The 25,859-nt window shown below is 28.8% G+C and carries 31 protein-coding genes and 1 other annotated feature; all 31 genes read left to right on the forward strand.

Features of this window, described 5'->3' with window-relative positions; all coding sequences use genetic code 4:
• Window positions 1–1,137 (forward strand): tRNA lysidine(34) synthetase TilS, encoded by a 1,137-nt coding sequence (tilS, locus tag SBIUS_RS00065; protein WP_162684485.1) that lies wholly within the window; start codon window positions 1–3, stop codon window positions 1,135–1,137.
• Between the two features lie 30 nt (window positions 1,138–1,167).
• Window positions 1,168–3,096: an ATP-dependent zinc metalloprotease FtsH gene (gene ftsH, locus SBIUS_RS00070; protein WP_162684486.1), complete on the forward strand. Its 1,929-nt coding sequence runs from the start codon at window positions 1,168–1,170 to the stop codon at window positions 3,094–3,096.
• A gap of 78 nt (window positions 3,097–3,174) precedes the next feature.
• Complete coding sequence (locus SBIUS_RS00075; RefSeq protein ID WP_162684487.1) at window positions 3,175–4,026, forward strand: Hsp33 family molecular chaperone HslO; 852 nt, start codon at window positions 3,175–3,177, stop codon at window positions 4,024–4,026.
• 53 nt (window positions 4,027–4,079) lie between these two features.
• Complete coding sequence (locus SBIUS_RS00080) at window positions 4,080–5,084, forward strand: ABC transporter ATP-binding protein (protein WP_162684488.1); 1,005 nt, start codon at window positions 4,080–4,082, stop codon at window positions 5,082–5,084.
• Between the two features lie 101 nt (window positions 5,085–5,185).
• Window positions 5,186–5,500: a DUF1904 family protein gene (locus SBIUS_RS00085; RefSeq protein WP_162684489.1), complete on the forward strand. Its 315-nt coding sequence runs from the start codon at window positions 5,186–5,188 to the stop codon at window positions 5,498–5,500.
• Window positions 5,500–6,477 carry a tRNA dihydrouridine synthase DusB gene (gene dusB, locus SBIUS_RS00090; RefSeq protein WP_162684490.1) on the forward strand — a complete coding sequence of 326 codons (978 nt, stop codon included), beginning with the start codon at window positions 5,500–5,502 and terminating at the stop codon, window positions 6,475–6,477. The genes SBIUS_RS00085 and dusB overlap by 1 nt, the downstream gene beginning before the upstream one ends.
• Before the next feature lie 11 nt (window positions 6,478–6,488).
• A complete protein-coding gene (gene lysS, locus SBIUS_RS00095) occupies window positions 6,489–8,000 on the forward strand; it encodes a lysine--tRNA ligase (protein ID WP_162684491.1) in 1,512 nt (503 codons plus the stop codon).
• Entirely contained in the window at window positions 8,000–9,007 is a 1,008-nt protein-coding gene (locus SBIUS_RS00100; protein ID WP_162684492.1) for a hypothetical protein, read from the forward strand. The genes lysS and SBIUS_RS00100 overlap by 1 nt, the downstream gene beginning before the upstream one ends.
• 48 nt (window positions 9,008–9,055) lie before the next feature.
• Window positions 9,056–9,661 (forward strand): IspD/TarI family cytidylyltransferase, encoded by a 606-nt coding sequence (locus SBIUS_RS00105; RefSeq protein WP_162684493.1) that lies wholly within the window; start codon window positions 9,056–9,058, stop codon window positions 9,659–9,661.
• A 127-nt stretch (window positions 9,662–9,788) separates the two neighbouring features.
• Complete coding sequence (gene rpsF, locus SBIUS_RS00110) at window positions 9,789–10,343, forward strand: 30S ribosomal protein S6 (RefSeq protein ID WP_162684494.1); 555 nt, start codon at window positions 9,789–9,791, stop codon at window positions 10,341–10,343.
• Window positions 10,344–10,363: 20 nt separating this feature from the next.
• Window positions 10,364–10,813, forward strand: a complete 450-nt coding sequence (locus SBIUS_RS00115; RefSeq protein ID WP_162684495.1) for a single-stranded DNA-binding protein — start codon at window positions 10,364–10,366, stop codon at window positions 10,811–10,813.
• Window positions 10,814–10,831: 18 nt separating this feature from the next.
• Window positions 10,832–11,053, forward strand: a complete 222-nt coding sequence (gene rpsR, locus SBIUS_RS00120; RefSeq protein ID WP_162684496.1) for a 30S ribosomal protein S18 — start codon at window positions 10,832–10,834, stop codon at window positions 11,051–11,053.
• Between the two features lie 60 nt (window positions 11,054–11,113).
• Entirely contained in the window at window positions 11,114–11,560 is a 447-nt protein-coding gene (rplI, locus tag SBIUS_RS00125; RefSeq protein ID WP_162684497.1) for a 50S ribosomal protein L9, read from the forward strand.
• On the forward strand, window positions 11,560–12,906 hold the full coding sequence (gene dnaB, locus SBIUS_RS00130; protein ID WP_162684498.1) for a replicative DNA helicase: 1,347 nt from the start codon (window positions 11,560–11,562) through the stop codon (window positions 12,904–12,906). Before rplI ends, dnaB begins: the two co-directional genes overlap by 1 nt.
• A 64-nt stretch (window positions 12,907–12,970) precedes the next feature.
• The gene (locus SBIUS_RS00135; protein WP_162684499.1) at window positions 12,971–14,323 is read left to right on the forward strand and encodes a hypothetical protein; all 1,353 of its coding nucleotides are present in this window, start codon (window positions 12,971–12,973) and stop codon (window positions 14,321–14,323) included.
• A 47-nt stretch (window positions 14,324–14,370) separates the two neighbouring features.
• A complete protein-coding gene (locus tag SBIUS_RS00140) occupies window positions 14,371–15,441 on the forward strand; it encodes a hypothetical protein (protein ID WP_162684500.1) in 1,071 nt (356 codons plus the stop codon).
• Window positions 15,442–15,449: 8 nt separating this feature from the next.
• Window positions 15,450–16,109: a uracil-DNA glycosylase gene (locus SBIUS_RS00145; protein WP_370456485.1), complete on the forward strand. Its 660-nt coding sequence runs from the start codon at window positions 15,450–15,452 to the stop codon at window positions 16,107–16,109.
• Between the two features lie 11 nt (window positions 16,110–16,120).
• A complete protein-coding gene (locus SBIUS_RS00150) occupies window positions 16,121–17,035 on the forward strand; it encodes an ECF transporter S component (RefSeq protein ID WP_162684502.1) in 915 nt (304 codons plus the stop codon).
• Window positions 17,036–17,053: 18 nt separating this feature from the next.
• A complete protein-coding gene (gene cysS, locus SBIUS_RS00155) occupies window positions 17,054–18,385 on the forward strand; it encodes a cysteine--tRNA ligase (RefSeq protein ID WP_162684503.1) in 1,332 nt (443 codons plus the stop codon).
• Window positions 18,385–19,104: a 23S rRNA (guanosine(2251)-2'-O)-methyltransferase RlmB gene (gene rlmB / locus SBIUS_RS00160; protein WP_162684504.1), complete on the forward strand. Its 720-nt coding sequence runs from the start codon at window positions 18,385–18,387 to the stop codon at window positions 19,102–19,104. The genes cysS and rlmB overlap by 1 nt, the downstream gene beginning before the upstream one ends.
• Before the next feature lie 19 nt (window positions 19,105–19,123).
• The gene (locus SBIUS_RS00165; protein ID WP_162684505.1) at window positions 19,124–19,744 is read left to right on the forward strand and encodes a hypothetical protein; all 621 of its coding nucleotides are present in this window, start codon (window positions 19,124–19,126) and stop codon (window positions 19,742–19,744) included.
• A gap of 24 nt (window positions 19,745–19,768) precedes the next feature.
• Window positions 19,769–19,930 carry a 50S ribosomal protein L33 gene (gene rpmG, locus SBIUS_RS00170; protein ID WP_342748167.1) on the forward strand — a complete coding sequence of 54 codons (162 nt, stop codon included), beginning with the start codon at window positions 19,769–19,771 and terminating at the stop codon, window positions 19,928–19,930.
• Window position 19,931: 1 nt separating this feature from the next.
• The gene (secE, locus tag SBIUS_RS00175) at window positions 19,932–20,342 is read left to right on the forward strand and encodes a preprotein translocase subunit SecE (protein WP_162684506.1); all 411 of its coding nucleotides are present in this window, start codon (window positions 19,932–19,934) and stop codon (window positions 20,340–20,342) included.
• A 9-nt stretch (window positions 20,343–20,351) separates the two neighbouring features.
• Window positions 20,352–20,984 (forward strand): transcription termination/antitermination protein NusG, encoded by a 633-nt coding sequence (gene nusG, locus SBIUS_RS00180; protein WP_203352897.1) that lies wholly within the window; start codon window positions 20,352–20,354, stop codon window positions 20,982–20,984.
• Between the two features lie 60 nt (window positions 20,985–21,044).
• Window positions 21,045–21,557, forward strand: a complete 513-nt coding sequence (locus SBIUS_RS00185) for a peptidylprolyl isomerase (RefSeq protein WP_162684508.1) — start codon at window positions 21,045–21,047, stop codon at window positions 21,555–21,557.
• Between the two features lie 122 nt (window positions 21,558–21,679).
• A complete protein-coding gene (gene rplK, locus SBIUS_RS00190) occupies window positions 21,680–22,114 on the forward strand; it encodes a 50S ribosomal protein L11 (protein ID WP_162685257.1) in 435 nt (144 codons plus the stop codon).
• A gap of 2 nt (window positions 22,115–22,116) precedes the next feature.
• Window positions 22,117–22,803: a 50S ribosomal protein L1 gene (gene rplA / locus SBIUS_RS00195; RefSeq protein ID WP_162684509.1), complete on the forward strand. Its 687-nt coding sequence runs from the start codon at window positions 22,117–22,119 to the stop codon at window positions 22,801–22,803.
• A 73-nt stretch (window positions 22,804–22,876) separates the two neighbouring features.
• Window positions 22,877–23,668, forward strand: coding sequence for a Cof-type HAD-IIB family hydrolase (locus SBIUS_RS00200; RefSeq protein WP_162684510.1), 792 nt, complete (start codon window positions 22,877–22,879; stop codon window positions 23,666–23,668).
• A 23-nt stretch (window positions 23,669–23,691) separates the two neighbouring features.
• Window positions 23,692–24,684, forward strand: a complete 993-nt coding sequence (locus SBIUS_RS00205; protein WP_162684511.1) for an aldo/keto reductase — start codon at window positions 23,692–23,694, stop codon at window positions 24,682–24,684.
• A 47-nt stretch (window positions 24,685–24,731) separates the two neighbouring features.
• Window positions 24,732–24,887: a sequence feature (ribosomal protein L10 leader region), on the forward strand.
• 37 nt (window positions 24,888–24,924) lie between these two features.
• Window positions 24,925–25,425 (forward strand): 50S ribosomal protein L10, encoded by a 501-nt coding sequence (rplJ, locus tag SBIUS_RS00210; RefSeq protein ID WP_162684512.1) that lies wholly within the window; start codon window positions 24,925–24,927, stop codon window positions 25,423–25,425.
• Between the two features lie 65 nt (window positions 25,426–25,490).
• Window positions 25,491–25,859, forward strand: a complete 369-nt coding sequence (rplL, locus tag SBIUS_RS00215; protein ID WP_101780350.1) for a 50S ribosomal protein L7/L12 — start codon at window positions 25,491–25,493, stop codon at window positions 25,857–25,859.

Here is a 25,859-nt window from a genome sequence, read left to right on the forward strand (position 1 = left end):
TTGTTAAATAAAGATAAAAAATATATTTTAGCTATATCTGGTGGAGCAGACAGTGTTTTTTTATTTCATTACCTTATTGAAAATGGAATTAAAAACTTTGTAGCTTGCCATGTAAATTACAACTTCAGAAAAGATTCAAATAAAGATGCTGAGTTAGTAACTGAACTATGTGAAAAAAATAATATCGAATTAAAGATTCTAAATATTGAGCAAAACTATTCACAGTTAAAAGATAACTTTGAGTCTTGAGCCAGAAAAGTAAGGTATGATTTTTTTTGTGAAGAACTTATTAATCAAAAAGCTGATGCAATATTAATTGCCCATAATCTGAATGATCATGTCGAAACATATTTGATGCAAAAGAAAAATAAAAAGACGGTTTCTTATTATGGGATAAAAAAAGAAACTACTTATAAGGAAAAGAAAATCATAAGACCAATTTTAGAATTCAAAAAATCTGAAATAGTAAATTCCTTAATGACAAAAAAAATTGATTTCATAACTGATAGTACAAATGCGGATTTAAAATATGAAAGAAACAAAATCAGAGCAAATTTAAATGAAAGTGATTTTGAAAAATACCTAGATGAGATATTTCAAAATAATTCTGTTTTGCAAAAGTATGAAAAACAGTTTGAAATAATAAAAGATCAAAGTTTTTTAAACCTTAATAATATAAGTTCTGATGAAAAATGGAATGAATACCTAGTATTTAATTTTTTAAAGACTAAAGGTTTGGAAAAAGAAATATTTTTTTCAAAAAAGTCTATTTTAAAAGAAATTATAAAGCAATTAAAAACTTCTAAAAGTTTCATTGAGATATATAAAGGGGATTTTGTAATAATAAAAGATTATGAAAAAATGTACGCGATAAATAAGAGGGAATATGTTTTTTTTGAGATTAATATAGAGGAAAAGAAAAAATATGAAAGTATTTTAAAAGACAACAACATTGATTTTGACGGTAATTTACTAATTACAAATGATTGAAAAAAATACCAATCAAAAATATCTATTAATGGGATTACACTTTCAAAATATTACAAAGACAAAAAAGTTAGTTATATTAAAAGACAACAAAATATTTTAATTTTTGATAAAAGTAAGAAAATACTTTTAAACAAAATAACTATATAATGTTAAAATCATTATTGGTATTAGAAAACGGTGAAGAAGATGAAAAAGAAAAAATCTATATGATTATGGGTTTTATTCATAGTAATGATAATAGTTATCGGGCTTGTAATTTGACAGTTCATAGCTGGAACAGCGGATCACTTAACTTATGAGCAGTTCCAAAGTTATTTAGGAAATGATGCAATTTTAACATCAAGAACTAGTCAAAAAATATATAATGGGGTACATGTTATCTCTGGTATTTATACAAATGGCGATGGTGTTGCTCGTAAGTTTATTCTTACAATGGATAACCAAATGTATGGAGAGGCAATGGCAAGCAACACTGCATTCCAAAGCTTTATGCAATCTATACAAACAATAGCAGATGCAAACTCACCATTTATTAACCTATTAATCAGTTTATTACCAATGGTTATTTTAATTGGTTTCTACATTTGAATATTTTCATCTATGTCAAAAGGTGGAATGGGTGGAGGAATGTTCGGCCCAGGTAAATCTACAAGACCTAGAGAAATTAAATCAGATGTTAAATTTACAGATGTTGCGGGAATAAATGAAGAAAAAACAGAACTAGTTGAACTAGTTGACTACTTAAAAAATCCTAACAAGTATGCACAAATGGGTGCAAGAGTACCTAAAGGGGTTCTAATGGAAGGACCTCCTGGTACAGGTAAAACTTTATTAGCAAAAGCTGTTGCTGGAGAAGCTGGTGTAGCATTCTTCTCAATGGCTGGTTCTGAGTTTGAAGAAATGTTTGTTGGACTTGGTGCAAGTAGGGTTAGAGATTTATTTAGTGATGCTAAAAAAGCAGCGCCATGTATTATCTTTATTGATGAAATAGATGCTGTAGGTAGAAAACGTAGTGGTGGAATGGGAGCTTCAACAAATGAGCAAACATTAAACCAATTATTGGTTGAAATGGATGGTTTTGGTTCAAACTCAGGAGTTATTGTTATGGCAGCAACTAACAGAGTTGACGTTTTAGATAGCGCCTTATTAAGACCAGGAAGATTTGATAGAACTATTCAAATTTCTCTACCAGACATTAGAGAAAGAGAAGATATTTTAAAACTTCATGCAAGAAACAAATCAGTTTCTCCTGAAATTGATTGAAAACGTATTGCAGAAAGAACGCCTGGTTTCTCAGGTGCTCAACTAGAAAACGTTCTTAACGAAGCTGCAATTCTTGTTGTTAGAGATAAAAGAAAAATGATCACAATAACAGATATCGATGAAGCAATCGATAGAGTTGTTGGTGGACCTGCTAAAAAATCTAGAGCAATGACTCTTCAAGATAAACAAATTGTTTCTTATCATGAAGCTGGACATGCATTGATGGGATTGAAATTGGAATCTGCATCAAAAGTTCAAAAAGTTACAATCATACCAAGGGGTAATGCTGGTGGATACACAATCATGACTCCAAAAGATGAATCTAACTTCTCATCAAAAGAAGATCTATTTGCATCAATTGCTGGATACCTTGGAGGTAGAGCGGCTGAAGAAATAATGTTTGGTAAAAACAAAATTACTACTGGTGCACATGATGACTTAGATAAAGCAACAAATATTGCAAGAAGAATGGTTACTCAGTTTGGTATGTCTTCTTTAGGACTTACAAAATATTTAACAATGCAAGAAGAATCATATGGACAAACAAAAGGTGTTTATTCAGATGAAGTTGCATTCAAAATCGACAGTGAGATAAATACAATATTAGAACAATGTTATAAAACTGCAGTTGAAACAATCAACAAACATAAAGATGTTTTAGAATTAATTGCAGAATCACTAAGAGTTTTAGAAACAATTACTGCTGAACAAATTGATTACATTGATAAATTTAATCAATTACCAAAAGAAGTTGTTGAAGAAAAAAACAGAAAAGACATTGAAAATAAAAAAATCGAGTCAGGTGAAATTTTAGAATTTGAACCAGATGAAGAAGAAAAATAAAAACACTTTCTAAAAGTGTTTTTTTTATTCCTAAACAAGTATAATAAGAAAAGTTAAATTTTTAAGGAGAATAAAAACATGGATATGGAAATCAGAGCTTTAAGTGAAAAGCATAACGTTAAAATTTCAATAGTAGATATAAGTGAAGGGTATAATGAAATTGCAAAATTGCAAGGAACTAACCCACTTACATCAGTTGCCTTGGGAAGAACTATAATAAACAATGCTTTATTAAGTTTATCTATAAAAGACGGAAACAAAATGACAACAAATATAAATGGTATGGGATTAGGTGGATCAATTATAGCTGAATTCCAAGATAAAAAATTTAGAGGTTACATTCAAGTTCCAAATTTTGAAATTGAAAAGATAGAAGAAGATAAAGGAAGTCCTTTATCACAAGTTGTTGGTAAACAAGGTTTCTTACAAATCTCAAGAGATAATGGTGGAACAGAACCATATACTTCAAGAGTTGAAATTGTTTCTGGAGAAGTTAATTTAGATTTTATGTATTACTTACAACAAAGTGATCAAGTTAATTCTCTAATCAGTTCAACTGTAGAAATAGCAGAAGATGGAAGTATTAAAAAAGCTTGTGGAATTATAATACAAATGTTACCTGGATTCAGTGATGATGACATTGATTTCATTGAGGAAAAAGTTGGATCATTAGACCATCTTGTTAAAACACTTACAGGAACAACAAATTATGAATCATTAATAAAAGATATTTGTGATGATGCAAAAATTCTTGGTGTTGGTGAATTAAAATTCGAATGTACTTGTAACATGGAAAAAGTTATTTCATCTGTAAAAATGTTAGGTGAAGATGACATTAAAAAAATCATTGAAGAAGGAGAAGTTGTAGAGGTAGTTTGCGACTTTTGTAAGAAACAATATAATGTTAAACCAGAAGAACTTGCTAAATAATTTATGCTAAAATTATATTGGTGTATTTAAGTTCTATATTAAGGAGAATTAATATGGAAGAAAAAGATTTACAACAACCTATCGAAACGGTTGAAGGTGAATTAAAACAACCTAAACAAAAGGTTGTAAAAGAAAAGTCAGCTAAAAATAGTAAAAGCACTGCTGACAGTTCAACTCCTCGTGTAAGAGAATTTGAACACATTCAGTTACCAGAAGTAACTGAAGAAGGTGTTAAAGGATTAAAACAAAAAAATAAAATCCAAAAACAAATGACTTCTAAATATTCAAAAGAAATTTTAGAGGGAAAAATAATTTCTACAACAGGTAACAAACCTGATATAGAAAAAAATGTTATTGAGTTATACAACGTAAAAAGATGATATGTAACTGGAGATATGTTAACTCCTGTGTTGCGTGGTGTGGACTTGAAACTTGAAAAGGGTAAATTTATCGTAATCTTAGGACCATCTGGTTCAGGAAAAACAACTTTATTAAATACAATCTCAGGATTGGATAAAACATCAGAGGGTGATGTTTTCGTTCTAGGTAATAACTTGTCTTTATTAAAAGACTCACACTTAACAAAATTCCGTAGAGAAAATGTTGGATTCATTTTCCAACAATATAACCTACTTTCAAACTTAACTGCAAAAGAAAACGCAGAAGTTGGGGAAAACTTAAGTAAATCAAAAGAAAATAAAATGTCAATTGAAGAAATTTTTAAAACAATTGGTATGGAAGAACAAATGAATAAATATCCACATCAAATGTCAGGGGGACAACAACAAAGGGTTTCTATTGCAAGAGCATTAGCAAAGAATCCTGAAATCTTGTTTGGTGACGAACCAACAGGAGCTCTTGATGAAGAAATGGGAAGAAAAGTATTAGATATATTAGTTGAAGTTAAAGAAAAATATAACACAACTGTAATTATCGTTACTCACAACCCAAACATTAGTGAAATTGGAGATACTGTTATCCATGTTAGAAATGGTTTAATTGATGAAATTAAACATAACGCTAAACCAAAAAAACCATCAGAAATTGACTGATCATAAAAAAATTTTTTAACTACAAATGAAATATTTTGTAGTTTTTTTTATCTTAAAAGATATAAAAAAAAGTATATAATTATATTTGTTAAAGGTGGGAAAAAAACATGCCAATATTTACTTTTAAAGGTGTAGATGAAAACAAAGTTAATGAATACTTTAAACAAGTTGGAGAACTTGCTTTGTTAATTAATGCTGACGTTAAAAAATTTGTATTCTGACATGACCCAAGTACCTTAATAGGTAATGGGTATGAAAAAGATGCTATTCAAGTGACTATCGAATGAGTTGGTAGACCACTAAAACAAGAAGACGTGTCTAAACATATTCAAAAATTCTTTGGAAACATATCAAAAAATATCTATGTAAAATTTGAAGAAATTAATAGTTTCTTATATTTAAACGGAGATTGCATAGGTTAATGAAAATTAAAAATGTTGATATTAAAGGCCAAGTTTTTTTAGGTCCAATGGCTGGAACTACAAATGCAGCTTTTAGAATAATTTGCAAAGAAAAAGGTGCATCACTTGTTTATGCAGAAATGGTTAGTACAGAGGGATTAGTTCATAATAATCAAAAAACTAAAACTATGATCGAAGTATCTAATCTAGAACACCCAATTACTTTGCAAATTTTTGGTTTTGATGTCAATTCTTTTGTTGAAGGCGCAAAAATTGTAGAAGAATTTTCAGAGTGCGATATTATAGATATTAATATGGGTTGTCCAGCACCCAAAGTGGCTTTAAGAAGTCAAGCTGGAGCAAATTTATTAAAGTATCCAGAAAGAGTTGGAGAAGTAATAAAGGCTGTTGTTGAAAATACTTCAAAACCAGTTACTGTCAAAATGCGAATTGGTTGAGATGAAGAAAATAAAAATGTAGTTGAATTAGCTAAAATAGCAGAAGCAAACGGCGCTAGTGCTATAGCTGTTCATGGAAGAACAAGAAACCAATTTTACAATGGTAAAGCTGATTGAAGTTGAATAAAAAAAGTAAAAGAAGCAGTTAATATTCCTGTAATAGGAAATGGCGATGTAACTGATGGACCATCTGCAAAAGCTATGATCGAAGAGACTGGCTGTGATGGAATAATGATAGCAAGAGCTGCACAAGGGAATCCTTGAGTTTTTAGAGAGATTCAACATTACCTTGATACTGGAGAGTTTTTGGAAAAACCTTCATATGAAGAATGAAAAGAAACAGTTCTTAGACATGCAAATCTTTTAATTGAAATGCGTGGAGAAGAATTCGCTATTAGAGAAATGAGAAAACAACTTCTTTGATATCTTGGTACTTTAGGTAGTGACGATATCATCAAGGATATGAAAAAAATGGCAACAACTATAGAGTCATTAGATGACATTAATGGTATATTTAAATTTTACGAAGACCAAATCTAGGAGAATAAAATATGAGCAACAATTTTGAAAGAAATTTTTCAGAGCAAGAAAATATTAGAAGAGAAAAACTAAAAAAACTTACAGAAAACGGAAGAGATCCTTTTGTCGAAAATGAATTTAATAGATCTCACTCATTAAGTGAATTAAATGAAGAATTTGGAAAATTCTCAAAAGAAGATTTACAAGGAAAAACAGATATTAAAATTTCTGCTGCTGGAAGAATTAGATTATTTAGGGAAGCTGGTAAAAAAGCTATCTTTGCAAACATTCAAGATCAAAACTCTTCAATTCAAATTTATGTAAGACAAGATGAATTGGGAGAAGAAGAATTTGAATATTTTAGAGACCTTGATTTAGGAGATATCGTAGGTGTTGAAGGTATCATGATGAAAACTGATCATGGTGAATTAACAATCAGAGTTAAAGGAGCAAAACTTTTAACTAAAGCTTTGAAACCTTTACCAGACAAACACTTAGGTATGTCAGATATAGAAGAAAAATACAGAAGAAGATATGTTGATCTAATTGTAAATCCAGAAGCAAAACAAGTTTTTATAGATAGAACAAAAATTATAAGAACTATGCAATCAATTTTAGACTCAAAAGGTTATATGGAAGTTGAAACTCCAATATTACAATCAGTTAGAGGTGGAGCTAGTGCAAAACCTTTTGTAACTCATTACAATGCTTTAGATAATGATTTCTTTTTAAGAATTGCAACTGAACTACATTTAAAAAGATGTATAGTTGGTGGGTTTGATGGAGTTTATGAAATTGGAAGAATCTTTAGAAATGAAGGAATTAGTACAAGACATAATCCAGAATTTACATCTGTAGAATTATATGTTGCATATAAAAATATGGAATTCTTAATGGATCTATGTGAAGAGTTATTTAGAGAATGTTCTATAGCTGTTAGAGGAACAACTAAAATAAATTACGGTGGTCATGATTTAGATTTATCAAAACCATTTAAAAGATGACATATGGTTGATGCAATCAAAGAAGTTTGTGGAGTGGACTTCTGAAAAGAAATGTCATATGAAGAAGCTTGTGCTATTGCAAAAGAACACAATGTTAAAGTTGAAAAACACCACTTCTCTGTTGGTCACATAATTAACTTGTTCTTCGAAGAATTTGTAGAAGAAAAAATAGTTGAACCTACTTTTGTATGAGGTCACCCAAGAGAAATCTCACCACTTTCAAAATTAAATGCTAAAGACCCAAGATTTACAGATAGATTTGAGTTATTTATTATAAATAGAGAGTATGCAAATGCGTTTGCTGAATTAAATAACCCAATAGATCAATATGAAAGATTTGTAGATCAAATAAAAGAAGCTGATGCAGGAAATGATGAAGCAAATGATATGGATATTGATTTCATTGAAGCTTTAGAATATGGAATGCCTCCAACAGGTGGAATTGGAATTGGAATTGATAGAATGGTTATGTTATTAACAAACTCAGAATCTATCAAAGATGTTCTTCTTTTCCCTCAAATGAAACCAAGAGGTAACTAATGAAATACGGTATAGCTTTAGGTTATGTTTCAAAATTAAATTTTCAAGAAACAATCGAAGGAATAGAATTCATTAAAGAGAATTTATTTTCAGAATTAAAAAGTAAGTTTGCACTTTTAAATGTATCAAGTGGTTTAGTTACTAATAAATATCTTTGATTAAACGATGACTTTCAACAAACAAAAAGGCCAATTGATTTTGATATTATAAGTCAAAATGAATATGGAGAAATTATTCAGTCCAACAACAAATGAAGAAGACACTTCTTAAAAAATTTAGATGATGACAATGAAAATATTAAAGGGATAATAACCAACTTCACAACAATTAACAGGGATGCGATATTGGACAATATTAATTCTTTAATATTTGAAGAAATTGGATTAGAAATAATTGCCAAAGAAGTTGATATGGAAAACTTAAATAATAGTTTGATAGAAGTTTATAAAATTCTTTGTAAGTTAGATTCAAAATTAAGTAGTGATTATGAAAATTTAAGTAAGTATCATTTTTCAAAAACACTTACTTTCATTACTTATAAAAAGTTAAAAGAATTATATCCTCTTTTAACTTTCTCTGAAAGACTAAATAAGTTTGGAAAAGATAATGGAAGTTTTGTTATTCAAGACTATGCTGAAAAAATAATGAATCAGAAAAACGTAAATCAATTTTCTGAAGATGTATTTAATCTTAGAACTTACTCTAAGTTATATGTTTATAATGGAGAATGTGAAAAATCTGTTTCAATAGCTTATGCAAGTTTTCAAGTTGATAGAAAAACTCTTAAAGAACAAAATTTAATTCTTAAAGAAAATAGTAAGATTAACAACGAATATAATCACTTGATAAAGTCAAATGAATTACCTTTAACTTTATCAATGGGGGTTTTCACAAATAGAGTCGCAATGTCAATTTTAGAAAAACAACATATTGGAGAAGTACACTCTTCAATATGGGGAAATGAATTTATTGAATACTGTAAATCAAATAATATTAAAATACTTTAATCACAACTAAGTTGTGATTTTTTATTTATAATTAAGTTGGTGATAAGAATGGTATCTTTAATAATTGTGGCTAACGGATCTGGGCAAAGATTTGGTGGAAATAAAATGCTTGCAAAAATAGATAATGATTTTTTAATAAATAAAACTATTGAATGTTTTTCGAAAGTTGAAAAAATTAAGGAATTAATTCTCGTTTCAAATAAAGAGGTTTTTGACGTTATAAAAAACAAAGATGTTATATTTGTGGATGGTGGAAAAACTAGAAGTGAATCTGTAAAAAAAGGTTTAGAAAAAGTTACTGGGGATATAACTTTAATACATGATGGAGCAAGACCATTTGTTTCAAATCAAATAATTGAACAAGTGATAAAAAATTTAGATGAAAACGATTGTGTCATTCCTAGTTTAAAAATAACAAACTGTTTAAAAAAAATAACAAACAATAAAGTTGAAACAGTTAATAGAGAAGAATATTTAGAATCACAAACACCTCAAGGTTTTAAGACAGAAGTAATTAAAAAATCTTATGAAAAAGCTGTTGGCGATTTTTATGATGATTGTCAATTATTAGAAAATTCAAATTATAAAATAAAGTTTGTAGAAGGTAGTTATGAAAATAAGAAAATCACTTTCTTAAAAGATATTGAATGATAATTTTAAATACAATTATTAATATACCTTGAATATATATTAACTTTTACTATATAATAAATAGGCGAGTTAATTTTTTTATTAACTCCTTGCCTTTAATTAGGCCAAAAGACCATAAGGAGATAGAAATATGATTAGAAAATACGAAGTAATGTACATCATAGATCAAGATACAACTGATATAAAAGCTGTTCAAACTAAATTACATGATGTTCTTACTGCTAATGGTGGAAAAATTTTAGAATCAGAAGACTGAGGACTAAAAGATTTCGCTTATTTAATTAAGAAGAAAAGAAAAGGTTACTATACAGTAGTAATCGTTGAAACAGATTCAGCTAACATTAATGAGTTTGAACGTGTTTCAAGAATTGATAAAAACGTAGTTAGATACCAAGTTATTAATACAGAAAACGAAAAAAAATACGTTCAATCAACAAAATTATCTAAAACAGATATGTCAAAATTCAAAGAAGAGAAAAAACCTTCAAGAGGATTCGACAGAAGAATGCCAAGAAGAGATGAAGCTGTTAAAACAGAAGAATCAAATGAAGCAAAAACTGTTAAAGAAGTTAAAGAAGTAACTGAAACAAAAGTTGTTAAAGAAGTAAAAGAAACTACTACAACAAAAGAAGCTAAACCAGCTGCTAAAAAAACAACTAAAAAAGTTGAAGAAAAAGAAGCTTAATAGCTTAAAGGAGAATTCAAATGAACTCAGTAAACCTAATAGGAAGAATTACTAAAGATCCAGAACTTAGAAGTTCATCAAATGGTAAATCATTTGTTGCATTTACACTTGCTGTAAACGAGTTTTCTGGAGGAAATCAATTCACACAATTTGTGCCTTGCTTTGCATGAGAAAAAACTGCAGAAAATTTAGCAAAATTTGTTAAAAAAGGAGCTCAAATTTCTGTTGAAGGATCAATTAATGTTAGACAAGAAAATAACAACGGGCAATTTTCACAAATTGTTACAGTTAGAGCTAACAGAATTGAATTTTTAAGTGGAACTGGAACTGGTGCTCAATCAGGTTCAGGAAATTCATTTGAATCAAACCAACCAAAACAATCTACTCAACAACCATCAAACAATTTTGATTTTGATCTAATAGATGATGTTAAATCAAACGATGATGACTCAATTTTATGAGAAGACTAATATAGGAGGAAAAACCCAATGAAAAAATTTGTAAGAAGAAAAAAAGTAAATTTCTTTGCTAAAAACAACATTGATTACATCGATTACAAAGATGTGGATTTATTAAAAAAATTCATTTCAGCTAATGGACAAATCTTACCAAAAAGAATTACAGGAACTTCACCAAAACATCAAAGAATGTTAGCTGTTGCTATTAAAAGAGCAAGAAGCATGGGGTTACTACCATTCGTAGTTCAATAATAATTAAGGAAACACCGCAAGGTGTTTTTTTATTTGTTATAATTAGAAAGGTGAAAATAAATGAAAGTAATTTTATTAGCTGATGTAAAAAACTATGGTAAAAAAGATGAAATAGTAAATGTGTCTGACGGATATGCAGCAAATTACTTGATACCTAAAGGTTTGGCTATTCTGGCAACTAAAGATGATGTAAGTCATTTAAATGTTAGAAAAAGAAAAGAAGAAGAAATTAGTAAAGAGAAGCAAGAAAAAGTAAATGCTCTAAAAGATAAACTTGAATCTATTCAACTTAATTTCAAAATAAAAACAAAAGATGGAAAACCATTTGGATCAGTTTCTCTTTCACAAGTTACAGATAGATTGAAAAAAGAATTTTCAATTGATTTGGATAAAAGAAAATTTGAAAAACATGAAAACATTAATAAGTTAGGATTATTTTATTTAAAAATAAAACTTGAATTTAAAATTATTGCAACTTTAAAAGTGTTTGTAGAGGGTACAGAATAATGAACGAAAATTTAGATTTAAATACTGTTTTAATAGATTCAGAAAAAGCTGTATTGGCTATTGCAATGCATTCTCCAAAAGCAAGTTTTGATATTTTAACTCAACTTAATCCTGAAGATTTTAGTTTAGAAAAACACCAAACAATTTTTGAAGCTATAAACTCAGTTTCACAAAATAGTCAAAGTGTAACAATAACAAAATTAGCAGAATACTTAGAAGATAAAAAAGTATTAGAAAAAGTAGGAGGAGTAGGCTATCTATCTGATATATCTGGTTACTTCTATACTGATGAAGGTTTTGAAGATTATGTAGAAATAGTTTTTAAAAACTCTATTGGAAGACAACTTGATAGAGCTTTAATTCATATAAAACAATTGAGAGATAGCAAATCTCCAATTGATGAAGTTTTCATGGTGGCACAACAAAAAATACTTAACATAAAAACTGATATTAAAAAAGATGATGCAACAGCTGTTAAAGATACTGTTGTTGAAGTTATTAAAAAAATTGAAGCATTAGAAAAAAATGGAGGACTTGTAAACGGTGTGCCTTCTGGATTTTCTGATTTAGATCAAATAACAAATGGATGACAAAAAGGTGACTTTATAATTTTAGCCGCTCGTCCATCTATGGGTAAAACTGCTTTTGCTCTTAACTTAGCTGTAAATGCAGCTGAAAGACAAAAAGGAGTAGCTTTCTTTTCTTTAGAAATGCCCAAAGAACAACTTGTGCAAAGGGTTTTAAGTTCAGTTTCAGGAATAGATTCTGGAGCACTTAGAAACGCTCAAGGATTAACAACTGAAAAATGAACTAGAATTACAGCTGGAGGAGAACAAATCAAAAACATGAATATTGTTATTGATGATACTCCGGGTATTACAGTTTTACAGTTACAATCAAAATTAAGAAAAATGAAAAGAGATTTTGGAGTAGAAATTTGTTTTATAGACTACTTACAATTAATTTCTTCAATGTCAAATAAATTTGATAGTAGACAAAATGAAGTTGCTGCAATTTCAAGACACTTAAAAAAAATTGCTCGTGAATTAAACATGCCAATTGTATGTCTTTCTCAGTTATCACGTAGTGTTGAAAAAAGAGAAGAAAAAACTCCTTTAATGTCAGACTTAAGGGATTCAGGAGCTATTGAACAAGATGCGGATATAATTATGTTCTTATATAGAGATGCATATTATAAAGCAAAAGAATATAATGTTGGAACAGATGATCCAACAGATGAAACAGACATTATTATTTCAAAACACCGTAACGGAGCTACAGGGGTTGTTAAAGTTAACTTCCTTAGAAGTTATGGTAAGTTTATCGATCAGTCTAAAAATTCATAATAGAATTTTTGGGATTTTAATGTAGAATAAAGATTAGAGATTTGTAAAAGAGGTTAGTTAGATTATGAAAAAATTGCTTTCGGTTTTAGGTACATTTGCAATTGTTACACCAGGTATTTCTGCTGTTGCTTCATGTGGTATAAGCACATCAACTGTAGAAACATTAATTGATGGAAATAATAAATTTAAAATAGGGGATGACGAAGTTGGTTTAGAAAAAGTTTTTGGAACTAAATCAAGACTTGCAATTTTAGGGTACCAAATTTTAGATGCGCTAAGTTTTACTGAAGACAAATACCAAAACAAAGAAACTTTAGAAAAACAAAAAGCAGTTTTAGGAGATAATGGACAAGCTCTTTCTTTAGATAATGTAGGTAAAAAAAATAAAACTGCAAATATTGAATTTAATGATCAAACAACACCAGAAAATGGAAGATTTACAGATAGCTATAATTCTGCAATGGATTCAAAATTTACAAAAATGGACTTTCAACTTGGAGTAGATAAAAAAATTGAAAAAGATGGTATATGAACAGCAAATAATGCTACTGTATTTACAGCAGATAAAGCAAAAACATTAGAAGCTGAAATAAAATATGATAAAGATGGAAAAGTTAGCAGAATAGAAAAATCAAACACAAACTCAAATAGTAATTTAAAAGGTTACATTGATACTAAATGAGAAGGTAATTTACCTCAAGGTGATTATGAAGAATATAAATCTGAAGGTTTATATACAATGGATCCAACAAAAGCTGAGAGTCTCTATGATAAATTAAAAGCAGATACTTCTGATCAGGCTAAAAAATTAGTAGATGGTTTAAGTAAAGAGATGTTTAAACTTCTACATACTCAATTAAATAATGCAAAGAAATCTTTAGAACACGGAATTGTTATGCCCGGAAAATTTGATAATAATTTCAATGGTTCAGGTGATATATCATTGAATGATTATAAAGAAAAAGAAACTGCAAAAATAACAGAAAATAAATTCTTTTTCACAAAAGAAGATAAAAAATCATTGCAATCACAAGTAGTTGGTGGAAGAGATAATGAAAATAGAACATTTGTTTATGGTGAAAGTGACAATGATAAACCATTAGAAATTGAATTCACTTTTACTGTTCCTAAAGATAAAAAAAGAGAAATAGAAGAAAAAAATTACAAAATAAATGTTTCTTTAAAAAACCTTATTGTTGGATATCAATTAAATGGAGCCATCCTTGAAAAAGGTAAAGAGGCAAGTGACAAAGATAAATCAAGAACAGACACTGCTATTTATTGATATGAACCAGTCTTCTATCAATTTACAGACAAGGAAATGTTTAGAACTAATTCAAGTCAAAAAGCAAATGACGGAACAAAAGATGTTTTTGACAAATTATCAGGGGCAACAATTAAAATCTCTAACGCTTAAAAAAGTATGAGATAATTACACGGGAAAAAAGAAATGGGGCTATTCTTATGAACTACTTTATCAGATTTGATAATAATTTTTATAATGTTGTAGATGGAAATACAAACCAAGTGATTGCATCATTTGTCAGTGATTTTGAAGCTGGTAAATTTGTACAATCACTTTTTGGCTATGCAAATAATATGTATACTCCAGTACAACCTCAGTTTATAAATCCTTATTCAATGAATCAAAATGTTTTTACATATCAAAACCAATTACCAATGCAATTAAATCAAACTAACCAAAACATGATGCAAGGTGTCCAACCTCAAGTTCAAAACCAATTAATTCAACCTCAAATGCAAAATGTTCAAACTCAAGCAATGCAACCTCAAATGCAAAATATGCAACCTGCAAACCTTGCTTCTAATTTACAACAAGGTCAAATGCAAAACCAATTAATCCAACCTCAAGTTCAAAACGAACAACAAGAAGGTAATTATTTAATTAATAATCAAAATCAAAATGAAATCATTGAAGAAAAAGTTATTGAAGAAAAAAACATTTCTTCAACGAATAACATCTTTGAAGAAAAAGAAATTGAAGATAATTTTAAATTTGATTTTAATGATAATACACTTTCAATTGATTCAAGTTTATTTGAAGAAGACAAAATGGGGGCAATAATACAAGAAAAATCTTCTTTTGTTAATAACACTGATGACGATAGCTTGGGAGAAGTTGCTGCATATAAAGATATAAAACACTTGGATAATAAAAATTTCGTAGAAGAAAAAGCAAATGAAGTTATTGGTTATGACGATCTTCCAGATTTAAACGAAGATATTGATTTTCAAGATTCTGCTTTTGAATTACCAAAAGAAGAAAAAGCTATTACAGAAATATATCAAGAAAATTTAATACCAGAAAGTAAAGTTACTTCTAAAAAAGATGATGACTTAATAGATCTTGGTCCAATAAATGAAGATGATGAAATTTTTTCTACACCTAGAAAAGATGCTGAACAAGATGATTTTGAAACTTTTACTCTTTCAAAAAAAGAAAGAGCAGAATTAAAAAAAGCAAAAAAAAGAGAAGAACTTTCTAGAAAAAGATATCAAAAGTTACTAAGATAATGAATAGTTTAAAAGAATTATCTAAAGAGTGGTTAGAACTCTTTGAAAAAGAAAATATTTACAAAGATATTGAAAGTATTCTTAAAAAAATAAAAAACTATGAAAATATTTATCCTCCAAAAGAGGATATTTTTAGAGTTTTTAAATTAATAAACCCAAAAGATATAAAGGTAATAATAATTGGTCAAGACCCTTATCATGGTCCGAATCAAGCTAATGGGATTGCCTTTAGTGTTTCAAATGAAGTTAAAGCCCCTCCTAGTTTAAAAAATATATTCAAAGAATTAAAAAACGATCTAGACATAGATCACTTCAAAAATAATGATCTATCAAACTGAGTAAGGCAAGGAGTATTTCTAATAAATTCTTGTTTAACTGTAGAAAAAGGAGAGCCAAACTCTCATAAAAACTTTGGCTGAGATGTTGTTGTTACAAAAATATTAAATGAAATTAATAAAAATAATAAAGACATTATTTATTGTTTATGGGGAAATTATGCAAAAAAAATATATAATAGTTTTGTATATAAAGAGAATGAAAAAGTAATTTTTTCTGCACACCCATCTCCATTTAGTTTTAAAAGAGGTTTTGAAAATAGCAAACCATTTTCAAAAATAAATGAGATGTTAAAAAATATTAATCAGGATGTCATTAATTGGGAATATTAAGGAGCAATAGCATGAACAATATTAGTAAATGATTACTTGAAGGAAATAATATGGCTTATGCTATGGCTGGCTTTATTGGTTTTTTTATAATTTTATATTTTTTCTATAACGCAATGTCTTTTTGAATTTTAAAAGAAAGATATCATGGAATTAGATTTACAACAAAAAATATAGCTTACATAACAATGTTTACTGCAATAAATGTAAGTGTTACTATTGTTATATCTTTAACTGTTCCAATTACAGTTTTCCCTCCAATAAGAATTGCTTTTGAAGGTGTTATGGTAAAAATAACAGGATTTATATTTGGACCAATTATTGGAGTTCTTGTGGCTCTAATCACAGAAGTTCTTGTTATGATTTTCGTTCCATCATTTATTCACCCAGCATTTATAATAGTAATAATTTGTTATGGTTTTATAGCTGGAATAGGTTCAAGTTTTTTAAGACTTGGAAAAGGTTATAATTGAGTGCCTGTTCTTTTAATAAATCTATTCTTAATAGTTTTTGCAGCATTTATGGTTTTTGTAATTGATGGATATCCAGATGATGAAAGTATTGCTGTTTTAAGTTTTCAAGTAAGCAAAGAAGTATATAAATGAATATTTTTAGCTTCAATTATTGCTTGTCTTGCTTTATTTTGAGTAATGTATTTAACACTTCTTATAAAGGGGCATAGAAAAACTCTTCATGTTTTACTCCCTGTTATTTTGTTTGCAACAGCTTCAGAATATTTAGTAACCGCAGTAATTTCTGCGTGGGGAGATGCTGGTTTCCTTGGAATACCATCGCATGATGGAACAAATGGATATACTGCCATGTTTATTAGTAGACTTGTGCAAGCTCCATTAAAAATTGTATTTAACTCTGCTGTTTTATATTTTACTTATAAAGCTGTTTCTCCTTTAATTAAAAGGGACAGATAATAGAAGGAATGTATTGAGATGAAATTATATGATTCTTTAACAACTAAACTAAAAGAAATAGATGTTCCTAAAGTTTGTATTTATGCTTGTGGACCTACAGTTTACGATTATATCCACATTGGAAATGCAAGACCTTTAATTTTAACTGACTTAATAATAAGATATCTAGAACACAGAGAAATAAAATACAAATATCTATTAAATATTACAGATATTGATGACAAAATTATTAACAAATCTCAAGAGGGTAATGTAAGCGAAGAAGATTATGCAACAAAATATACAAATGCATTTTTAGAGGATTTAGATAATTTAAATATTAAATCCCCAACAGCTATTATTCCAATATCTTCTAAGATAAATGAAATCCTAAGCTTTATTGATAGTCTTATAAAAAAAGATTTTGCATATGAAGCTGATGGAAATGTTTATTTTGATATAAGTAAGTGAGAAAGTAAATATGGAATGTTATCAAAACAAAATTTAGATCACTTAAATAACGGGGAAAGAATAGAAGTTGATGAAAATAAAAGAAATCCCCAAGATTTTATTTTATGAAAAAAAACAACAACTGGTAAAAAGTGATTATCAAAATGAAGTCTAGGGAGACCTGGTTGACACACTGAGTGTGCGCTTTTAATAGATGATTTCTTTAAAGCGCCAATTGACATTCACGTTGGAGGAATTGATTTAAAATTCCCTCACCATGAAAACGAAAGAATTCAGTACATGGCTAAAAACTCAAGAGAAATATCAAATGTTTGACTTCACAACGGACACTTATCAATTGATAATGTCAAAATGTCAAAATCACTTAATAACACAATCAAGGTTAAAGATTATGTTAAAGATTATGGAAGCAATTCTCTTAGATATATTTTCTTGAATTCAAACTATAAACAACCATTAAATATTACTCAAGAAGCTATTGATCAATCTATCGAATGAGTTTCAAAAGTAGAAACATTATTAAAAACAATTAATTGATCAACAACCATTGGGGAATTTATATTAACAAACCAAACGCCAATTGATGATGATTTTAACTCATATAAGTATGTTACAAAATTTAGAGCAATACTTAAAAATGATTTAAATACACCAATGGCAATAACTCTAGTTGATGAAATGTGTAAGAACATAAATAAACAGATGAAAACAAAAATGATTGACCTTACATATTCAAAACTTAAATATATATTAGATATTCTTGGTTTTAAATTTGATATTAAGAAACTTACAATTGAAGAAATTGAAAAAGTTAGACAGTGAAAAGAATTTATAAGTAACAAAGATTTTGAGAGTGCTGATAAATTAAGAGAAGAGTTAAAACAGGAGAATATCATCTAATGAAAAATTACATTTACGGAAAAAATGCAGTTGAAAACATAATAAAAAATTTTAGAGTTGAAATAAAACAAGTTTTTATTTTAAAAGGACACTCATTTGATCCGGAAATTTATAAAATAATTAAGGAAAATAAAATTGAATGATTTTCTTTGGAAAAAAAAGAATTCAATGCTTTGATAAAAGAAGGAGTAAACCACCAAGGTTTAATTGCTCAGGTTAGAGATTTTACATATTTAGAATTAAAAGATTTTCATGACAATTCAAAACTAAATCAAAAGGTCTTAATTTTGGATAAAATACAAGACCCACAAAATTTTGGTTCAATAATAAGAACCGCTAGTTTGTTTGGTGTTGATGGAATAATTATTCAAGAAACTAATCAAGTGCAAGTAACTCCTGCTGTTATGAAAGCTTCAGCTGGAACAATTTATAACGTACCGATTATAAAAGTTAGCAACTTGAAGTCGGCTATAAGCGTTTTAAAAGATAGGGGTTTTTGGGTATACAGTTCATACCTAAGCGATGAAAGTGTACCTATAGAGGATATTGATTTTGATAAAAAATCAGCAATAATATTGGGGAATGAGGGTAAAGGAATAGGAAATAAACTGGTAGAAATGTCAGATTTTTCCTTTAAAATCAATACAACAAATGTAATTGATTCATTAAATGTTTCGGTAGCGACAGGAATAATCCTTTTTGAATTATCTAAAAAATAAGTGAAAGGATTTGATGAAAATGAATTTAAAAAATATCATGAATGAGATATTAGTATCTAAATTTGGTAAAAGTTTATCAGAAGAAAAACTTTTACATTTCCAAAGATCAATTATTAAAATAATAAATACAGAACACCAAAAAATAAGTTACTTACAATTAGATAAAGAAGATTTAATTTCTTATGTCTACACTGCAATATGTGAAGTGAAAGACAAGTTCGATGAGAATAGAAATGTGCCGTTGATTGCTTATGCAAACTTTATTATAAAAAGAAGAATACTTGATTATGCAAAATTTCTAAAAAGAGATAAAAGAAAAATAACTATCCAAATGATTAACACATACAGAAGTGGAGTCACAGAAGATGGGCAAACTTATTTAGAAAAAGACATAGACGAATTTTCTTATATTAAAAGTGAGCAAGATGAAAGATCAAAGTATATTAAAGATATACTCAAACACTTTTGTGAATATGAAGCCACAAAAAAACAAGCACTAATAGCAAAAATGCTTTATCAAGGATATTCTCAAAAAGAAATTATGCAAAAAGCTCAAGTGACTAGAAAAGAAATTTTGGAATGCAAGGAAAAATTAAAAAACCTTTTTATCTATTTTAATAAAGATATAAGTAAGTTATAATATCAAAGAAAAGAAGAGAGTGTTATCATGCCACAATCAAAGAAAAAAGTCATATTAGTTTGTAGTGAGTGCCTTTCTCGAAATTATACAATTCAAAAAAGTACAATTTCACAAAGGGAAAGACTTCAAATCAAAAAACATTGTATAACATGCAACGCGCACGTTTTACATAAGGAGACAAGATAAAATGTCTGACAAAAAAAATTTGAAAGAACAAAAAGCTCAAGATAAACTAAACAAAATAAAAGAGAAACAAGCTAAAAAACAACAAAAGTTAGAAGCTAAAAAATCTAAAAAAGAAGAGTTTACAAAACTTTACAATGAATTCGAGGGGCATGACGGAACAAGAGAAGGCAAAATTAAAGCTGCGAAAACAAAAAGAATTAAAAAAGAAAAAGAGAAAATTGACTATAAACTTGCTTTTAAAGAAGCTCCAGTTAAATTTCTTAAAGAAGTAAATAAAATACAATGATCATCTAGAAAAAATCTAGGAACAAAATTTTTGTGGGTTATAATATTTATTGCTATCTTCGGAGTATTTTTCTTTTGTGTGGATTGAATATTCCAAACTCTATTCGAGCTTATTAAAATTATATAAAAGGAGATTATCATGGAACAAAATTTATTTGAATTAGAAGATGAGTTATCATCATACAAAGGGCAGTGATTTGTAATTAACTGTAACAGTGGTCATGAAGATCGTGTTAGAGCTGACCTAATGCAAAAAATAGAGACTTCAAGTTTAGAAGACCGTATTTTTGATATTAGAATTTCAAAAGGACCTGTTATGGGAAAAAATAATAAAATTAATGAAAAAAACAAATTCCCAGGATATTTATTTATAAATATGAATATGACTGACGAAACATGATTTATTGTTAGAAACACACCTGGTGTTACTGGTTTCATTGGTTCATCTGGAAAAGGTGCAAAACCATTACCATTAACAGTAGAAGAAGTTTCAAGAATGTTAGAACAAGATAATGTTCAACAAACAAAAAATGAAAAAGGCTCAAAAGGAAATGCAAATCAACCTAAAAAAGAAAAAGTTTTATATACAGCAAGCTTCAATACAAAAGATGTTGTTCTTGTAAAAGATGGTCCCTTTGCCGGAACTGAAGGTCAAGTTATTGAAATGGACTTCGAAAAAGGAGTTGCGGTTGTTAACATTGAACTTTTCGGTAGAATCACTCCAACTGAATTTGAATTTATAACTTTAGAAAAAGCTTTTTCTAACTAAGAACTTTATTTTCATAAAGTTCTTTTTTTCTTGTATCATTTATTTAAGGAGAAAATTAATATGAATAATATCAAATTTGAAATCATCCTAGAAGATGGTAGAAAAATGAAAGCAGAACTATACCCTGAACTAGCACCTATATCTGTAGAAAACTTTGTTAATTTAATCAAAAATAAATATTTTGATGGATTAATATTTCACAGAGTAATAAAAGGTTTCATGATTCAAGGTGGTGGTATGTTTCCTGACATGTCAGAAAAAGGCGGACTAACACCAATAAAAGGTGAGTTTTCAATCAACGGTTGAAACAAAAATGCCACAACATTACCCCATACACCTGGAGTACTATCAATGGCAAGAACAAATGTTATGGACAGTGCTACAAGTCAATTTTTCCTTGTAACAGGAGATGCTAAATTCTTAGATGGCCAATATGCTTCATTTGGTAAGTTATCTGATCAAGAAAGTTTAGAAATTGCCTTATCAATTGAAAATGTTGCAACAGGATCAAAAGGATTTCATGATGACGTTCCTTTAGAACCAATTATTATAAAAACAATGAATCTTATTTAATATAAGATTTTTTTTATTTTTAAAATGTGTTATTATTATTTATGGCAGATTTTAATTGTGGAAGTAAGTGTACAAATGTACACTTTACGTTAGGACCACAGCGAAAACAGGAGGTGTTGTTCGTGGCAAAAAGAATCACACGTATAGCAAAATTAGAATTTATGGCAATGCAAGCAAAACCAGGTGCAGAATTAGCTTCACTAGGAATTAACATGCCTCAATTCACACAACAATTTAATGACGCCACTAAAGATAGAGCAGGAGAGGTAGTGCCTGTAGTTATTACAGCTTATGATGATAAATCATTTGATTTCATCTTAAAAACTACTCCAGCAGCATTTATGCTTAAAAAAGCAGCAGGAATTCAAAAAGGTGCATCTAAATCAGGAACTGAAACAGTTGCAACTATTACAGCAGATGATGTTAAAAAAATTGCTGAATACAAAATGCCTGACTTAAATGCAAACACAGTCGAAGCAGCAATGAGAATTATTGAAGGATCAGCAAGAAATATGGGTATTAAAGTTACTGGAATGCCAGAAAAAGAAGGTAAATAGTAATGGCAAAATTAAGCAAAAAATTAAAAGCTGTTAACGATAAAGTTGACAAAACAAAATTATACCCAATTACTGAAGCTATTAAACTAGCAAAAGAAACATCAATAACAAAATTCGACTCAACTGTAGAAGTAGCATTCAACTTAAATGTTGATCCAAGACATGCAGACCAACAAATTAGAGGGGCAATTGTAATGCCTGGTGGAACTGGAAAAACTCAAAGAGTTTTAGTTCTAACAAAAACTAAAGTAAAAGAAGCAGAAGATGCAAAAGCAGACTTTGTAGGAGCAGAAGACTTAATCCAAAAAATCGCAAAAGAAAACTGATTTGATTTCGATGTGATTGTAGCAACACCAGAAATGATGGCTGAATTAGGAAAAATCGGAAAGGTTTTAGGACCAAAAGGATTAATGCCTAACCCAAAAACTGGAACAGTTACAATGGATGTAGCAAAAGCTTTAGAAGAAATTAAAAAAGGTAAAGTAGAATACAGAACTGATAAAGAAGGAAATGTTCACTCAATCTTAGGAAAAGTTTCATTTAACGAAGAAAACTTAATGCAAAACTATAATGCTCTTTTAGATGTAATCAAAAAAGCAAAACCAGCAGCAGTTAAAGGTACATATATTAAAAATATATCAATCTCAACTACTATGGGTCCTGGAATCAAAGTTTTAATTGAAAACTAATAAAAAATTCTCACTTAATGTGAGTTTTTTTTATCTTATAATTAAATTATGAAATGAAAAGAAGGAAATAAAAATGAAGTGATGATTTTCAGATTATGATGGAACTATAAATCTAACACATAACGATTTTATAGATTCAAGAGATTTAGAATTTATAAAAAGATGAATTGATCAAGGTAATAAATTTGCAATCGCAACAGGAAGAATGGAACATGAAATAAAACCAATTCTTGAAAAATCAAATATTCCATACGATTATATGATATGTAATAATGGAGCTGTTGTTTACAATAAAGATAGTGAAATTATAGCTAATGCATCAATCCCTATGGAATCAAGAAAAGATATAATAGAACTTTTTGAATCTTTGAGAGAAGAATATATTTTGGGATACTGTTTAAAAGACCAAAGAACGGCTTATTCAAGAGTAGAAGAACCAGAAATTTACACAAATCCATTTTTAAGTCGGTATGCTCCAGAAAAAAATAACTTTGAGCAAGGTAAGGAAGATATCTTGAATAACCCTGACCTAAACTTGTTATATTTTTTTATACCTGAGGCAAAAGTTTTAGAAGTGAAAAATTTATTAAATGGGAGAATTAAAAACTGTAAAGCTTTTAGAACTCATAGAAACGTTATTGAAATAATGAGAGAAGATGTTTCAAAAGCATATGGTATTAAAGTTATTCAAGATATAAATGGTTTTGAAACAAAAGATATATATGCAAGTGGTGATGGTGAAAATGATATCGATATGTTGAAATACACACAAAACTCTTTTGCTATGAAAAATCACCAGTCACAAGTTGATAAAGCAGCAAAATATATGATTGAAAATGTTTGAGAAATTGAAAAATACTTATAGTGTTTAAAAGAAGGAATTTTAAAATGAAAAAGAGAATATTAGGTAAAGGTTTAGAAGTCTCTGAAATTGGACTTGGTTGTATGGGTTTAAGTTTTTCTTTCCCTCCATTTCCAACAAGAGAAGAAGCTGTAAGTTTCATAAGACAAGCTTATAACAAAGGGGTTACTTTTTTTGATACCGCAGAAGTTTATGGGCCTTTTGATAATGAAGAAGTTTTGGGAGAAGCATTAGAACATGTAAGAGACAAGGTTGTTATTGCCACAAAGTTTGGTTTTAGTTATACAAAAGATGGCAAAAGAGATGGTATTGACAGCAGTGAAGAAAACATTAGAAGAGCCATTGAAGGTTCATTAAAAAGACTTAGAACAAATTATATTGATCTTTATTACCAACACAGAGTTGATCCAAATACTCCAATTGAAAAAGTTGCAAGCATAATGAAAGAGTTTTATGAACAAGGAAAAATAAAGCATTGAGGTTTAAGTGAAGCCTCTGCGAATACAATTAGAAAAGCACACGCAGTATTTCCAGTCACAGCTTTACAAAGTGAATACTCACTATTTTGAAGAGAACCCGAAAAAGAAATAATTCCAACACTAGAAGAACTTGGAATTGGTTTTGTTCCTTTTTCTCCTCTAGGAAAAGGATTCTTAACTGGACAGATAAATGTTGATACTCCTTTAGAGCCGGGAGACTTTAGATTATCAATACCAAGATTTCAAAATAAAGAGTATCTAAAAGAAAATTTAAAACTTGTAGATTTTGTTAAAGAGTTGGCTTCTAAAAAGAATACAACTCCAGCTGCAATTGCTATTGGTTGAGTGCTAGCTCAAAAAGAGTGAATAGTACCAATACCTGGAACAAAAAAAATCGAAAGATTAGAAGAAAATTTAAGTGGAGCTGAAGTTAAATTCACACAAGAAGAACTTAAAGAAATTAAAAAAAGATTAGATGAAATAGAACTTATTGGTGATAGATATAATGAATACTATAAAAGTACTATTGATAAAAGCTAACACGAAATTTGAAAAAAATGATGTAGAGCATTAATGAATATGATATTATATTAATGCTATTCGTACCGAAGAAAGTAACTGGGATCTATCCCTTAATTTGTTACCGAGGAATGAAACTACATATACTATTTGTAAGTTATACTTACAATGTTTATTGTATTTTTAATTGACCTCGGAATTATCTGAGGTTTTTATTTTGATTTTAAAAAACGAAAAGTACAAAAAAGGAGGTCGTTACGAGTGTCAAACGCAAGACCAGCTCATGCTAAAAAGAATGAGATAGTTAAAGAAATTGCAGACAGAATCAAAAACTGTAAAGGTATGGCGATTGCTGAATACAAAAATTTAACTGTAGCACAAATGACAGAATTAAGAGACAAAGCTCGCGAACAAGGAATCTTTATCAAAGTTTATAAAGACTCATTAGTTAGAAGAGCAGTTGAAGAATTAAAAATTACTGGATTAGATGCTTACTTAGTTCAACAAAATGTTTACATTTTCTCAGACGAAGAAGCTCTATTCCCTGCAAAACTAGTTTCTGAATTTGCAAAAGCAAATGAAGATTTAGTTCTTAAAGCAGGAATCTATGAAGGAAACGTTATGGATACAGCAGCAATCAATGAAATTGCTTCTCTTCCATCAAAAGATGAATTATACTCAATGTTTGCTTCATCACTTATCTACCCATTACGTCAATTTATGTTGACTGTAAAAGAAGTAGCAAATACAAAATCAGAATAAAAAAACAATTAAGCGTACAAATAGCGATTAATTAAATTAAAGAAAGAAATAAGGAGAAAAAAATCATGGCAATTACAAAAGACGATATTATTAAAGCTTTAGAAGAAATGAAATTAACTGAATTAAACGATTTAGTTAAAGCAATCGAAGATCACTTCGGAGTTGTTGCAGCAGCTGCAGTAGCAGCACCTGCAGCAGGAGCTGGAGGAGCAGCAGCACCTTCAGAAGTTTCAGTTATGTTAACAAACGCTGGAGGAAACAAAGTTTCAGTTATTAAATTAGTTAAAGAAATGACTGGTTTAGGATTAATGGATGCTAAAAAATTAGTTGATGGAACATTACCTGTAGCTATTAAAGAAAACGTAAAAGTTGAAGAAGCTGAAGAAATGAAAAAACAATTAATGGAAGCTGGAGCATCAGTAGACTTAAAATAA

Source organism: Spiroplasma sp. BIUS-1, from assembly GCF_010365805.1.
Lineage (GTDB): Bacteria > Bacillota_I > Bacilli_A > Mycoplasmatales > Mycoplasmataceae > Spiroplasma_A.